The following is a 14,256-nucleotide window of genomic DNA, read 5'->3' as shown; positions in this document are numbered from 1 at the left end:
TCGGGCTGTAGTCCGCGGCCTACGGCGCGACCCGCCGAGGCGCATACTCGCGCCATGCTGACCCTCAACAAACTGCTCGCGCGCGGTGCCGGTCTCGCGCCCGCATTGCTGAAGCGCGCCGCCACGGTGGAACTCGACTGGGACGTGCGCCAGAAGAGCCGCTTCGACGCCACCGACTCGCAGGGCCGTGCGCTCGGCGTGTTCCTGCCGCGCGGCAGCGTGGTGCGCGGCGGCGACGTGCTGGTGGCCGAGGACGGCTCGCTGGTCCGCGTGATCGCGGCGCCGCAGCCGGTGCTGGTGGTGCGGCATTGCAGCGAGCACGGCTCGGCCTTCGACCTGCTGCGCGCCGCCTATCACCTGGGCAACCGCCACGTGCCACTGGAGCTGCAGCCCGACCGCCTGCAGCTCGAGCCCGACCATGTGCTGGCCGACATGCTGCGCGCCATGCACCTGATCGTCAGCGAGGCGCAGGCGCCGTTCGAGCCCGAGAGCGGCGCCTACGGCGAGCACGGCAGCAGTCCGGCGTCTGCTCACGGCCACGATCATGGACATGAACATGGACACGGTCCTGCCGCGGCGCCAGCGCCGCGCGGCCGGCCGATCGGCGTGGCCGTCAGCGCGGCCGCTCCGGCGCCCCATGTGCACGGCCCCGGCTGCGGGCACGACCACGATCACGGCTCCGGCCATCACCACTGAGCGATGCCGCGCGTGCGCCGTCCGGCCGCGCCGACCGGCGCCGCCACGTTGCTGGCCCTGATGTGGCTGGCCTCGCCGGCCTTGCCGGTGGGCGGCTTCAGCTATTCCGAGGGCCTGGAGCCGGCGGTCGAGGCCGGCCTGGTGAACGACGAGGCCACGGCACAGGCCTGGCTGCTCGATCAGCTGCTGCTGGGCCTCGGGCGCGGCGAGCTGGCGGTGGTGGCCCAGGCCGTGGCAGCCTGGCGGCGCGGCGACGCCGAGCGCGTGCGCGAACTCAACGACTGGCTGTTGTCCACCCGCGAGAGCGCCGAGCTGCGGCTGCAGACCGAGCAGATGGGCCGCTCGCTCGGCGCCTGGCTGCAGCAGCGACCCGGCACCGACGCGGCAGCCCTGGCGCGCCTGCTGGCGCTGCCGCCCGCGCCCAGCTATCCGGTGGCGTTCGCGCTGGCCGCGGCCGGCACGCCCGCGAGCCTGCGCGAGGCGGCGCTGGCCTACGCCTTCGGCTGGGCCGAGAACATGGTGCAGGCGGCGATCAAGGCGGTGCCATTGGGTCAGAGCGCCGGCCAGCGCATGCTCGGCGCGCTGGTCGAGGCCATCCCCGAGACCGTGGACACAGCGCTCCTCCTGCGCGACGGCGAACGCATGGCCTTCACGCCGATGCTCGCGGTGCTGTCGGCCCGCCACGAGACGCAGTACTCGCGGCTGTTCCGCTCCTGAGCGAGCGGGGCCACGGCGTGGCCGGTGGCGCGCTTCGTGCATCATCAGCGCCATGAGCGCATTGCATTCGATCCCCCACCGCAGCAAGAAGCTGCCCCCGCTGCGCGTGGGCGTCGGCGGCCCCGTCGGCTCCGGCAAGACCACGCTGGTGGAGATGCTCTGCAAGAGCATGCGCGAGCGCTGGGACCTGGTGGTGGTGACCAACGACATCTACACCAAGGAAGACCAGCGCCTGCTCACGGTGTCGGGCGCGCTGGAGCCCGAACGCATCATGGGTGTCGAGACCGGCGGCTGCCCGCACACGGCGATCCGCGAGGATGCGTCGATCAATCTCGAGGCGGTGGACCGCATGCTGGCGAAGTTCCCGGACGCCGACATCGTGTTCATCGAGTCCGGCGGCGACAACCTCGCGGCCACCTTCAGCCCCGAGCTGAGCGACCTGACGATCTACGTGATCGACGTCGCCGCCGGCGAGAAGATCCCGCGCAAGGGCGGCCCCGGCATCACGAAGAGCGACCTGTTCGTCATCAACAAGACCGATCTCGCGCCGCACGTCGGCGCCGACCTGGCCGTCATGGAGGCCGACACGCAGCGCATGCGGCCGGCCCATGCGAGTTCGCGGCCCTATGTGATGACCAACCTGAAGACCCGCGCCGGCCTGGCCGAGGTGGTGAGCTTCATCGAGCGTCGCGGGCTGCTGCACGTGGCCTGAGCCCCTGCCCCGCGAGGGTGGGCGGTCTGTCATCGGCGCCGAGCCGCCGCGGGTTTAGAGTCGGCACTCCCTCTTCTCTATCCACCACGAAAGGACAACGCCATGGGCCTGATGAGTTTCATCAAGGAAGCCGGAGAAAAGCTGTTCGGCAAGGGCGAGGCCAAGGCAGCGCAGGAGGCCGCAAAGCAGGCCCCCAGTCCTGAGAACCTGGAGCGGCTGAACAAGGCTGCCGGCGACGCCATCGTGAGCTACATCCAGGCGCAGGGCCTGAAGGTCGACGGCCTGGCTGTCGGCTTCGACGGGGCCAGCGCGACGGTCACGGTCTCGGGCGAGGCGCCCGACCAGGCCACCAAGGAGAAGGTGCTGCTGTGCTGCGGCAACGTCGAGAACGTGGTGGCGGTGAACGACCAGCTCACGGTGGCGACGCCCACGCCCGAGGCGCAGTACTACACCGTGGTGAAGGGTGACAACCTGTCGAAGATCTCGAAGCAGTACTACGGCACGCCGAACAAGTACCCGGTGATCTTCGAGGCCAACAAGCCGATGCTGACGCACCCGGACAAGATCTACCCGGGCCAGGTGCTGCGCATCCCGCCGCAGCCCTGAGCCCGGCGCGCGCCCGGCGTCACGACGCCAGGGTCGCGGCGCGGTCCTGCAGCCACGCGGCCGTCGCGGCGGCGTCGGCGGGCCGGGCGAACAGGTAGCCCTGGAAGGCCGGGCACTCCATCGCGGCCAGGATGGCGGCCTGGGCCTCGGTCTCGACGCCCTCGGCCACCACATGCAGCCGCAGGCTGCGCGCCATGGCGAGGATCGCGCGGACCAGTTCGCGGTCGTCGGCATCGGCCTCGAGGTCGCGCACGAAGGTGCGGTCGATCTTCAGCGTGTCGACCGGAAAGCGCTTGAGGTGGCCGAGGCTGGAATAGCCGGTGCCGAAGTCGTCGATCGCGATCCGCACCCCCAGGCCCTTGAGGCGGCGCAGCATCTCCAGCGTGGCCTCGGGGTCCTGCATCAGCGTGGACTCGGTGATCTCGAACTCGAGGCGCCTGCCGTCGACGCCGGTGGCCTGCAGCACGTCGGCCACGGTGTCGACGAAGTCGGCCTGGGCCAGTTGCACCGGCGAGACGTTGACCGCGACCGAGATGCCGCCGAGCGCGGTGCCCGACCACGCCCGCAGCTGCTCGCAGGCCTGGCGCAGGACCCAGTGGCCCATCGGCACGATCAGGCCGCTCTCCTCGGCCACCGGGATGAAGACGGCCGGGCTCTGCAGGCCCTGGCCCGCACGGTCCCAGCGCAACAGGGCCTCGACGGCGACCGCATCGCGCGTCCGGCCATGGACCACCGGCTGGTAGTGCACGATGAACTGGCCCGCCGCGAGCGCGCGGCGCATGTCGGCCTCGAGCTGCAGCCGCGCCGAGGCGGCATCGTCGACCGCCTTCGAGAAGAAGTGATAGCGGTTGCGGCCTTCGCGCTTGGACCGGTACATGGCCGCATCCGCACGCTTCATCAGTGTGTCGGGGTCTTCGCCATCGCCCGGGAACAGCGCGATGCCGAGGCTTGCGCCGACGTTGACCTCGGTGCCGCCCAGCACGCACGGCTGGGCCACCTGCCGCAGGACCTTCTTGGCGACCTCGGCCACGCCGTCGACCTCGACGTCGTCGAGGTCGGACAGCAGCACCACGAACTCGTCGCCACCGAGACGGCAGATGGTGTCGCTGGCGCGCAGCGCGCCGGTGAGCCGCTGCGCCACCGCCTTCAGCAGTTCGTCGCCGACCGCATGGCCCAGCGAATCGTTGACATGCTTGAAGTGGTCCAGGTCCATGAAGATCACCGCGAAGCGCCGGCCGTGCCGGCGTCCGGACTGGCAGGCCTGGTGCACGCGGTCCTGGAACAGCACACGGTTGGGCAGGCCGGTGAGGCCGTCGTGATGGGCCAGGTAGGACATCTTCTGCGCCAGGCCGCGGGCCTCGGTCACGTCCTGGAACACCATCACCGCGCCGAGCACCCGTCCATCACGCCCCGCGATCGGTGCGGCCGAGATCTGCACGCCGTAGTCGCGGCCGGAGCGGTGCCGCAGCGCCGCGCTTTCCCGCACGCCATAGACCTCGCGGTCCTGCAGGCACTGCTCGACCGGGCTCGGCAGCGGCGTGCCGCTCTCCTGGTCGAACAGCTGGACGACCTGCGCGAACGGCAGGCCCCGGGCCTGCGCGAGCAGGCAACCGACCATCTGCTCGGCCACCGGATTGAGGTAGGTGATGCGCCCCGCTTCGTCGGTGCTGATCACGCCGTCGCCGATCGAGTGCAGCGTGACCTCGATGCGCTCCTTCTCGGCCGCCAGCTCGAGCGCCAGACGCTTCTGCTCGGTCACGTCCTTCAGAACGGCGAGCGTGCGCAACGGCTGCCCGTGCGCGTCGGTCTCCCAGATGGCGGAGAGCTGCACGTCGAGCACCTCGCCGGACTTGGTCACCATCTGGTAGTCCATGTCGCGCAGTTCGCCCTCGCGCATGAAGCGCGGAATGATCGACCGCTCCGCGCGCTCGCGAGACTCGGCGGTCAGGAACTCGGTGGAGCGGCGCCCGAGGACCTCGGAGCGCTCGTAGCCGAAGCGGGCCAGCCAGGCGTCGTTGACCGCGACCAGCCGGCGCTCGACGTCGACCGAGTGCATCATCACCGGCGTGCGCTCGTACAGCGTGCGGAACTGGGCCTCGCGGTCCTCGATCTCGTGCACGTGCTGGCGATTGCGCTCCATCGCGGCGGCCAGCAGCAGCGGCGGCACCAGCGTCAACACCACCGGCAGGTAGAAGGCCACCGTCTCCAGCCAGCCTTCGCCCGGTCCGGGCTGGAACAGGCCGAGCGCGATGACGATGCCGACCGACAGCGAGGCCAGCAGGCCGCCGGTGGCCGCGCCGGCGAAGCCCCCGACGGCCGCCACCAGCATCAGCGCGACGGACACGTAGACGTAGCGGAAATGCGAGAACACCGAGGCCGAGGCCGCGGTCGCGACCGCGACCAGCACCACCGCGGCCACCGCGGGCCGGGCCAGCGCCGCCCACACCGCCCGACCGCCACGCGCCAGCAGCAGCAGGCCCAGCGGCAGCACCGACACGCCACCGATGACCGTGCCGACGAACCAGGCCGACCACAGCGAGCCCACGGGCGCGTCGAACTGCAACGACAGCACCGCTGCTCCCAGCGTGGCGCCGACGAGGCTGGGCACGACGGCCCCCAGCACCAGCGCCCACAGCAACGCTCCGACCTGCTGGACACAGCGTGCGGGCGGTCCGGCCAGACGCAGCAGCGCAGCCGCGAGCACCGCCTCCAGCAGATTGGGCAGCAGGAAGGACAGGCTCAGACCGGGCGCGTGCCCGGCAGACAGGTTGGCAGCGACATTGGCCACGGCCATCGCCAGCAGGTGCAGCGGCCATTCGGCGCGCCGGCGCGACAGCAGCACGACCGCGACCACCGCATTGGCATACCAGAGCGTGGCGACGCTGCCCGGCTGACGGGACAGGTGGATCGCGCCGTAGGCGAACACGAAGTGCAGGACGGCAAGCAGCGCGAGCGAGGCCGCCAGCGGCCGCTCGGGACGCTCGGGCTGCGCGCGCGGGGTCGGTGGAGAACCGCCGCTGGCCATCGGGTCGTTCGTCATCCTGCTCGGGGCCACCGCCCGGTCTCCGTCGATGCTGCGTCCGCGCACGCGCGGGGGGACGGGCGGCAAGCGCCACCCTCGGAGGATTCTGGAAGACTTGCCGGACGGTCGAAGCGCCGAACAGGCCGGCAATTCCGGCCGTCAGCGCAGCGACGAACCCGCGAGCGCCCTGGCCGCGCCGGCGCCAACCGCAGCGCCGAAGCGCTTGGCCAGGCGCTCGGCCACGTTTTCCTTGGGCGTGTAGTCGATCACCTCTTCGGCCTTGACCACCTCGCGCGCCACGTAGTCCAGGCTGCCGAGCCGGTCGGCCAGGCCCTGCTGCACCGCCGACTCGCCGCTCCAGAACAGGCCGGAGAAGGTCTCGGGCGCTTCCTTCAGGCGGGCGCCGCGGCCGTCCTTCACCACCTTGATGAACTGCTGGTGGATCTGGTTGACCATCGCCTGCGCATAGGCCTTGTGGGCCTCGCTGAGCGGCGAGAAGGGGTCGAGCAGGCCCTTGTTGTCGCCGGCGGTGATGAGGCGGCGCTCGACGCCGAGCTTCTCCATCGTGCCGGTGAAGCCGAAGCCGTCCATCAGCACGCCGATCGAGCCGACGATGGACGCCTTGTCGACGAAGATCTCGTCGGCCACCGCGGCGATGTAGTAGGCCGCCGAGGCACACAGTTCCTCGCACACCGCATAGAGCTTCTTGTCGGCGTGCAGCCCCTTCAGGCGCCGGATCTCGTCGGTCACCAGGCCGGCCTGCACCGGGCTGCCACCGGGCGAGTTGATGCGCAGCACCACGGCCTGGGCGCCGGCGTCCTCGAAGGCGGTGCGCAGCGCGGCATTGATGCCCTCGGCACTCGCCAGCGCCTCCGCGGCGATCTCGCCGCGGATCTCGATCAGCGCGGTGTGCGGCCCGCTCGGCACGGCGGCATTGCGCTGCTGGGTGATCAGGGCCCAGGCGATGAGCGCGAAGATCACCAGCCAGGCGAGCCGTCGCAACGCGCGCCAGCGCCGCTCGCTGCGGCGCTCCTTCAGGAAGTCGCGCGCGAACTCCTCGATCACGCGCCCGTCGACGCTGGTGGGCGCGGGGCCGCCGGCGGCGGCCGCGGGGCGGGCCGGCGTGGCGGGGCCCAGCGTGGGCTCGGCGGGATCGTCGAAACTGCTCATGGACTGCTCGGTGTGGAAGCGGCGCCGAAGGCGGGCCGGATGTCCGCGGAAGGATACCAACTCACCTGGCCGTCGCGCTCCGCCACGCGAACGGCCTTGAGGCGCGCACCGCCACAGGGCCCGGCGATGCAGTAGCCGTCGGACGGCTCGTAGGTGGCGCCGTGGATCGAACAGACGATGTAGCGGCGGTCACCGTCCAGGAACTCGCCTTCCTGCCAATCCATCTCGACCGGCACATGGGCGCAGCGGTTCAGGTAGGCCACCACCTGGCCGTCGACGCGCAGCACGAAGGCGCGCAGCGGCTGGCCGTGCTCGAGCACGTCGAACAGCACGGCCCGGCCGCCCTCGGCCAGGTCGGACGAGGCGCACAGCGGCACGCCGGTACCGGGGTCGGCGGGCTCAGGCATGGGCGCGCAGCCAGTGGTCGAGCTCGGCCGTCGAATGGGCCACGAAGCGCGGCGCGTAGGTCTCGAAGGCCTCCGGCTCGTGCGCCCCGAAGCTGACGGCCACGCTCGCCGTGCCGGCGTTGGCGGCGAGCTGGAGGTCGTGCGTGGTGTCGCCGATCATCAGCGTGCGGGCCGGCGCGACGCCCAGCTCGGCCATAAGCTCCTGCAGCATGCGCGGATGCGGCTTGGACGCGGTCTCGTCGGCGGTGCGGGTGGCATCGAACAGACCCTGGAGCTGCACCGTGTGCAGCGCCTCGTCGAGCCCGCGGCGCGACTTGCCGGTGGCCACGCCCAGCCAGTGCTGGCGCGCCTTCAGCGCGTGCAGCATGTCCAGCGCGCCGGCGAACAGGCTGAGCTCGTGCTGGCGCGCGAAGTAGTGGTGGCGATAGCGTTGGCCGAGCTCGGGGTAGCGCTCGCGCGGCAGGCCGGGCACGGCATGCTGCAGCGCCTCCTGCAGGCCCATGCCGATCACGTAGGCGGCCTGGGTGTCGCCCGGCACCTCGGTGCCGAGGTCGGCGGCGGCGGCCTGGATGCACTTGACGATCAGCGCGGTGGAGTCGTACAGCGTGCCGTCCCAGTCGAACACGACGAGGTCGAACTGGCGGGGGCGAAATGCGCTCATGGAGGGGGCGGTGGGGCCGCGGCGCGCGGCAGGGCAGTCAGCAGGAGCCGGCATTCTGCCGGCAGGGCGGCCTCGAGCTCGATCGTCTCGCCGCTCGCGGGGTGCTCGAAGCGCAGCCGCCGCGCGTGCAGGAACATGCGGTCGAACTTCACCCCCGGCACGGCCTCGCCGCGGGCGAAGGCCTTGTTCAGCGCGAAGTCGCCGTACTTGTCGTCACCGACGATGGCGTGGCCGGCGTGCGCGAGGTGCACGCGGATCTGGTGGGTGCGGCCGGTCTTGATGGTCACGTCGAGCAGGGTGTAGCCGGCATAGGTGGCGGCCACCTGCACCAGCGTGATCGAGCGCTGGCCGTCCTCGTCGTCCGCGCCGGTGACGCGCACCCGGCGCTCGCCGGCACCGTCGAGGTACTTGTGCAGCGGCGCGTCGATCACCTTGTGCCGGGCCGGCCAGGCCCCGGGCACCAGCGCGGCGTAGGTCTTGCCGGTCTCGCGCGCGCGGAACTGGTCCTGCAACCGCGTGAGTGCGCTGCGCTTCTTGGCGAGCAGCAGCAGGCCCGAGGTCTCGCGGTCGAGCCGGTGCACCAGTTCCAGGAACTTCGCCTGCGGCCGGGCCCGGCGCAGCTGCTCGATGACGCCGAAGCTCACGCCGCTGCCGCCGTGCACGGCCACGCCGGCCGGCTTGTCGATCACCAGCAGGTGCTCGTCCTCGTGAACGACCGGGAACTCGCGCGGCGGCGCAGCCTCACGCTCGGCCGGGGTGGCCATCCGCACCGGCGGCAGGCGCAGTTCATCGCCGGCCGCGAGCCGCGTGTCGGCGGCGGCGCGGCCCCGGTTCACCCGCACCTCGCCGCTGCGGATGATGCGGTAGACGTGCGTCTTCGGCACGCCCTTGAGCGTCTTGACGAGGTAGTTGTCGAGCCGCTGGCCGGCGCCGTCTTCGCCGACCGTCAGGTGTCGCACCGCGGGGGCCGGCGGTGGTCGTGCGGCCGGGCTGGCGACCGGGTGCGGGGTGGCCACCGGGGCTCGCGAGGCCTTGCGCGCCGGGGCCGCTTTGCCTCCTATAATGCGTTGCACCACGTGTGCGCCGTAAGTGATTGATTTGCTTGAGTTTAGCGGTCACTTCGCCGTGGCGTGGGCCCTGCAGCCGGATCGGCGGCAGGTATTCGGTGATGCAACGCCGCGTCGAGCGGCCGGGCCGGCTCCCAAGGTGAGCGGCAGGCGGCGCGAGGCGGCGGCAGAGCCAGCGTAGTACGAACCAACCAACAAGGTTTTCCGGTGGCAGACCGGAGGTGCCCCAGGCACCGGCGAGCTGCCCCCCGCGCCCCGTGATGTCCCGGATGTCTTCGGCCCGCCCCCTCCCCTTCGCGCTCCGATCGCCCGCAGCCCCATCGCTGCGCGTCGGCCCACGCGTGTGCGGAAGGAGCGCGCCACGCCACGGCCCGGTCCGTGGCAGGCCCATCCAGACCCACGCGGACGCACGCGCCAACGCTTGAGCGCCGCAGCGCCCTGACGGGCGTGGCGAGCGGTCGAGTCCAGGGCGATTCCTTCCGGTTCCTCCACGCTGTTTCGTGCATCGACAGGCCGTGCCCGGCGACGGGCCTGGTCGGATTCGTGTGCGGGCGGGCCCCTGGCCTCCCGCACGGAGGAGTGCACATGAAACGCATGCTGATCAATGCCACGCAATCGGAAGAACGGCGCCTGGCGATCGTCGACGGGCAGAAACTGCTCGACTTCGAGACCGAGATCGAGGGGCGCGAACAGCGCAAGGGCAACATCTACAAGGCCGTCGTCACCCGCGTCGAGCCGTCGCTGGAGGCCTGCTTCGTCGACTACGGCGAGGACCGCCACGGCTTCCTGCCGTTCAAGGAGATCTCCAAGCAGTTCTTCAAGGAAGGCGTGACCGTCCGCGACGCGAAGATCCAGGACGTGATCTCCAACGGCACCGAACTGCTGGTGCAGGTCGAGAAGGAGGAGCGCGGCAACAAGGGCGCGGCGCTGACCACCTTTGTCAGCCTGGCCGGTCGCTACCTGGTGCTGATGCCCAACAACCCGCGCGGCGGCGGCGTGTCGCGCCGCATCGAGGGCGAGGACCGCGAGGAACTCAAGGAGAACCTCGACCAGCTCGAATACCCCAAGGGCATGAGCCTGATCGCCCGCACCGCCGGCATCGGCCGCAGCGCCCCCGAGCTGCAGTGGGACCTGAACTACATGCTCAAGCTGTGGAGCGCCATCGACGGCGCGGCCAAGGCGGGCAAGGGGGCGTTCCTGATCTACCAGGAGTCCTCGCTGGTGATCCGTGCGATCCGGGACTACTTCCACGCCGACATCGGCGAGATCCTGATCGACACCGACGACATCTACGAGCAGGCCCAGCAGTTCATGAACCACGTGATGCCGGAATCGGCCTCGCGGGTCAAGCGCTACAAGGACGATGCGCCGCTGTTCAGCCGCTTCCAGATCGAGCACCAGATCGAGACCGCGTTCTCGCGCACGGTGAACCTGCCCTCGGGCGGCGCGATCGTGATCGACCACACCGAGGCGCTGGTCTCGGTCGACGTGAACTCGGCGCGTTCGACGCGCGGCTCCGACATCGAGGAGACCGCGACGCGCACCAATCTCGAGGCGGCCGACGAGATCGCGCGGCAGATGCGGCTGCGCGACCTGGGCGGCCTGATCGTCGTCGACTTCATCGACATGGAGGAGAGCAAGAACCGCCGCGAGGTCGAGACCCGCCTGCGCGACGCGCTGCGCACCGACCGCGCCCGCGTGCAGTTCAGCTCGATCAGCAAGTTCGGCCTGCTCGAGCTGAGCCGCCAGCGCCTGCGCCCGGCGCTCAGCGAAGGCAGCCACATCACCTGCCCGCGCTGCAACGGCACCGGCCACATCCGCGACACCGAATCTTCCGCGCTGCAGATCCTGCGCATCATCCAGGAAGAGTCGATGAAGGAGAACACCGCCGCCGTGCACGTGCAGGTGCCGGTGGAGGTCACCTCCTTCCTGCTCAACGAGAAGCGCACCGAGATCACCAAGATCGAGCTGCGCCAGCGCACCACCGTGTTGCTGGTGCCGAACAAGCACCTCGAGACGCCGAACTACAAGCTCGAGCGCCTGCGCCACGACGATCCCCGCCTGGAGAACCTGCAGGCCAGCTACACGATGATCGAGGAGCCGGACGACGAGGTCGGCATCACCCGGCGCGAGAAGGCCAAGGCCAAGCAGGAACCGGTGATCAAGGGCGTGCTGCCCGATCTGCCCGCCCCGGTGGCCGCGCCGAAACCGGAACCGGTGGCCAAGGCACCGGTCGCCGCCGCGCCACCGGTCGTGGCGGCACCGGTGCCTGCCAGCCGCGACGGCGGCGGCGGCGGATTCTTCGGCTGGTTGAAGAGGCTCTTCGGCGGCGACGCGTCGCCGGCCGCCACACCCGCGGTCAGCCCGCCTGCCGCACAGCCGGCGAAGCCGGCCCGCGAAGGCGGACGCGATGGCCATCGCGACGGGGGCCGTGGTCGCCGCGGCGGACGCGATGGCCAGCGCGGCGAACGGGGCGACGGCCGCCCGGGAGGCGAGCGCACCGAAGCCCGTGGTGAGCGGGGCGAGCGCGGTGAACGGGGCGAGGACCGCAACCGCCGCGGCGGTGGTGGCGGAGAACAACGCGACGGCCGAGGCCGCCGCGGCGAGCGCCCGGAAGGTGCCGCCGCCGAGACGGCCGGCCTGAGCGCCGACCGCCCGCCGCGCAATGAACCGCGCCGCGGCCCGCGTCCGGAATCGGCCTCCTCATCGGCGGCCGAGGACCTGACGCTGCCTCTGGCCGCCGAGGGCGTGGCCGCCGCTGCCGGGGCTGCAGCCGAGGCCACGGAAGGCGCCGAGGGCGGTGAAGGCGCACGCCGCCGCCGCCGCCGCGGTGGCCGCGGTCGCGGTGAGCGCGACGAGGCCCGCAGCGATGCACCCGAAGGCGCGGTCGACGGCGCCGCCGTCGACGCTGCACCGAGCACCGACGAAGACGGCCTGCCGCCGCGTGCCGAGGGCGAGGCTGCACCGGATGACGAGACCGCCGGCGAAGGCGGCGAGCCGCGTCGTCGGCGCCGGGGCGGCCGCGGTCGCCGCGAGCGCGGCGAGGGCGACAACGGGGCTCCGGTCGCCGCAGCGACGCCGAGCGATGTGGCCGGTGGCGACGACGCTGCGGCGTCGGCCAGCACGGCCGACACCGTCAAGCCCTGGTGGGAAGCCACTCCGACGGCCGAGCCCGCGGCTGCGGCAGAGCCGACCGTCGCGGCGCCCACGCCGCCGCAGCCCGCGGACGTCGCGTTGCAGGCGCTGGCCGACGTGGTGTCCAAGGCCCCTGTGGCCACGCCGCCCGCCTCGGCGCCGGTCGCTGCACAGGTGGTGGCGCGCGCGCCTGCACCCGCGCCGGTCGCGATCGAACCGGTCGCCGATGCTGCGCCGCCTGAGGCTGCTGCCGCCTTGCCGCCCTACGCGCTGCCGATCGACGACCTCGCCGCGGTGGCCACCGGCGCCGGCCTGCAGTGGGTGAACTCCGACGCGGACAAGGTGCGCGCGGTACAGCAGGCGATGGCCGATGCACCGAAGCCGGTGCATGTGCCGCGCGAGCCGAAGCCGGTGGTGGCGATCGACGACGGCCCGCTGGTGCTGGTGGAGACGCGCAAGGACCTGTCGCAGATCAAGCTGCCGTTCGAAGGCCGCTGAGCCCACGCCAGGGCCGAGGACAACGCCTTCGGGTCTTCGCGGCCCGGGGGCGTTTTTTCATGGGCCGCGGTGCCGGCGGCACGGCGACCCCTCAGGGCAGTTGGTCGAGCGCGCGTTGGTAGGGCGCGTGGTGCATCAGCTCGTCCCAGGGCAGCGGCGCCGTCTGTGGCAGCAGGTCGAGGCGACGCGCCTCGCTGTCGGTGCTGGCCTGCCAGCGACCGCGCTCGAGCGCCGTCTCCAGCCCGTCGATCAGTGCGTCGAGCGGTGCGCCGCCGTCGAGAGACTGGTTGCACAGCAGCACCAGGTCGCAGCCGGCATTCAGCGCGGCGATGCCAGCCTCGGTGGGCGTGCCGGCGACGGTCGCGCCCTGCATGCTGAGATCGTCGCTGAAGATTGCGCCGGTGAAACCGAGCCGACCGCGCAGAATGTCCTGCAGCCAGCGCGGCGAGAAGCCGGCGGGCCGCGCATCGACCTTCGGGTAGATCACGTGCGCCGGCATCACGCTGGGGAGCGACGTGGAGAGCCACTCGTAGGGTCGGGCATCGTCACCGAGGATCTGGCGCAGCGTGCGGCGATCGACCGGCACCTCGGTATGCGAATCGGCGGCCACGTAGCCGTGCCCCGGGAAATGCTTGCCGCAGCTCGCCATGCCGGCCAGCAGCAGGCCGTGCATCAGGCTCTTGGCCAGCAGCGTGGCCACGCGCGGATCGCGGTGGAAGGCACGGTCGCCGATCACGCCGCTCGGGCCGTGGTCGAGGTCGAGCACCGGCGTGAAGCTGAAGTCGACGCCGCAGGCGCGCAGCTCGGCGGCCAGCACGTAGCCGCAGGCGGTGGCGGCATCGGTGGCGCGCATCGCACCGCTGCCCGGGCCGGCCTTGCCGTCGTTCACCCACAGCTCGCCCAGCGCGCGCATCGGCGGCAGGTGGGTGAAGCCGTCGCTGCGGAAGCGCTGCACGCGCCCGCCTTCATGGTCGACGCAAACCAGCACGTCGGGGCGCAGCGCCTTGATCTCCGCGGTGAGCGAGGTCAGCTGGGCGCGGTGCTGCCAGTTGCGGGCGAACAGGATCAGCCCGCCGACCAGCGGGTGACGCAGGCGGCGCCGGTCGTTGGCGTCGAGTGCGGTCCCCGCGATGTCGAGGACGATGGGGGCGTGGTTCATCTAGGCTTCCTGGGTCTCGACCACGACGAAGCTCGCCGCGTAGTCGGTTTCGTCGGTGACGCTGACGTGGGCGCGCAGGCCCTGCGCCTCGAACCAGGCGGCCAGCGGTCCATGCAGGCGGATCTCCGGCTTGCCGCTGCGTGCGTTGAGGATCTGGCAGGCACGCCAGCTCATCGGCGTGTGCATGCCGGTGCCGATCGCCTTCGAGAAGGCCTCCTTGGCCGAGAAGCGCGTGGCCAGGTAGCTGAGGCCCCGCGCCTCCACCTTGGCCAGGCGGTAGCGGAACACCTCGATCTCCTGCGGGCCCAGCACCTTCTCCGCAAAGCGCTCGCCGCGACGTGCGTAGGTCGCGCGCAGGCGACGGATGTCGCAGATGTCGGTGCCGATCCCGAAGATCATGCCGAGG

The 14,256-nt window shown here is 71.6% G+C and carries 12 protein-coding genes; 5 read left to right on the top strand and 7 right to left on the bottom strand.

Translation table 11 applies throughout. The features are described from left to right. Nucleotides 1-54 precede the first annotated feature (54 nt). From ureE to lysM, 4 genes are all read left to right on the top strand, one after another. Complete coding sequence (gene ureE, locus C1M51_RS12530) at nucleotides 55-696, top strand: urease accessory protein UreE (RefSeq protein WP_129450207.1); 642 nt, start codon at nucleotides 55-57, stop codon at nucleotides 694-696. A gap of 3 nt (nucleotides 697-699) precedes the next feature. Next, the gene (locus C1M51_RS12525; protein ID WP_129450205.1) at nucleotides 700-1,413 is read left to right on the top strand and encodes an urease accessory protein UreF; all 714 of its coding nucleotides are present in this window, start codon (nucleotides 700-702) and stop codon (nucleotides 1,411-1,413) included. Nucleotides 1,414-1,465: 52 nt separating this feature from the next. Continuing rightward, nucleotides 1,466-2,125, top strand: coding sequence for an urease accessory protein UreG (ureG, locus tag C1M51_RS12520; protein ID WP_129450204.1), 660 nt, complete (start codon nucleotides 1,466-1,468; stop codon nucleotides 2,123-2,125). A 102-nt stretch (nucleotides 2,126-2,227) separates the two neighbouring features. After that, nucleotides 2,228-2,731, top strand: a complete 504-nt coding sequence (gene lysM / locus C1M51_RS12515) for a peptidoglycan-binding protein LysM (protein ID WP_129450202.1) — start codon at nucleotides 2,228-2,230, stop codon at nucleotides 2,729-2,731. 19 nt (nucleotides 2,732-2,750) lie between these two features. Here lysM and C1M51_RS12510 read toward each other — a convergent pair whose 3' ends face one another. The 5 genes from C1M51_RS12510 to C1M51_RS12490 form a co-directional block, all read right to left on the bottom strand. After that, nucleotides 2,751-5,786, bottom strand: a complete 3,036-nt coding sequence (locus C1M51_RS12510; RefSeq protein WP_129450200.1) for an EAL domain-containing protein — start codon at nucleotides 5,784-5,786, stop codon at nucleotides 2,751-2,753. Between the two features lie 126 nt (nucleotides 5,787-5,912). Then, the gene (locus C1M51_RS12505; protein ID WP_129450198.1) at nucleotides 5,913-6,923 is read right to left on the bottom strand and encodes a S49 family peptidase; all 1,011 of its coding nucleotides are present in this window, start codon (nucleotides 6,921-6,923) and stop codon (nucleotides 5,913-5,915) included. Beyond that, on the bottom strand, nucleotides 6,920-7,330 hold the full coding sequence (locus C1M51_RS12500; RefSeq protein WP_129450196.1) for a Rieske (2Fe-2S) protein: 411 nt from the start codon (nucleotides 7,328-7,330) through the stop codon (nucleotides 6,920-6,922). Before C1M51_RS12500 ends, C1M51_RS12505 begins: the two co-directional genes overlap by 4 nt. Continuing rightward, entirely contained in the window at nucleotides 7,323-7,991 is a 669-nt protein-coding gene (locus C1M51_RS12495; protein WP_129450195.1) for an HAD family hydrolase, read from the bottom strand. The genes C1M51_RS12500 and C1M51_RS12495 overlap by 8 nt, the downstream gene beginning before the upstream one ends. Further along, nucleotides 7,988-9,064, bottom strand: coding sequence for an RluA family pseudouridine synthase (locus tag C1M51_RS12490; RefSeq protein ID WP_409072607.1), 1,077 nt, complete (start codon nucleotides 9,062-9,064; stop codon nucleotides 7,988-7,990). The genes C1M51_RS12495 and C1M51_RS12490 overlap by 4 nt, the downstream gene beginning before the upstream one ends. A gap of 579 nt (nucleotides 9,065-9,643) precedes the next feature. Between C1M51_RS12490 and C1M51_RS12485 the strand changes: the two genes are divergently transcribed. Next, nucleotides 9,644-12,691: an Rne/Rng family ribonuclease gene (locus C1M51_RS12485; protein WP_129450192.1), complete on the top strand. Its 3,048-nt coding sequence runs from the start codon at nucleotides 9,644-9,646 to the stop codon at nucleotides 12,689-12,691. Between the two features lie 91 nt (nucleotides 12,692-12,782). Here the strand turns inward: C1M51_RS12485 and nagZ are convergent, their stop codons facing one another. Both nagZ and acpS read right to left on the bottom strand, forming a co-directional pair. Beyond that, the gene (nagZ, locus tag C1M51_RS12480; protein ID WP_129450190.1) at nucleotides 12,783-13,850 is read right to left on the bottom strand and encodes a beta-N-acetylhexosaminidase; all 1,068 of its coding nucleotides are present in this window, start codon (nucleotides 13,848-13,850) and stop codon (nucleotides 12,783-12,785) included. Then, on the bottom strand, nucleotides 13,851-14,249 hold the full coding sequence (gene acpS / locus C1M51_RS12475; RefSeq protein ID WP_129450188.1) for a holo-ACP synthase: 399 nt from the start codon (nucleotides 14,247-14,249) through the stop codon (nucleotides 13,851-13,853). Nucleotides 14,250-14,256: the final 7 nt, after the last annotated feature.

This window comes from Methylibium sp. Pch-M, assembly GCF_004136295.1.
GTDB lineage: Bacteria > Pseudomonadota > Gammaproteobacteria > Burkholderiales > Burkholderiaceae_C > Methylibium > Methylibium petroleiphilum.
The sequence above is the reverse complement of the archived record's forward strand: the minus strand, read 5'-3'. Positions and strand labels throughout refer to the sequence as shown.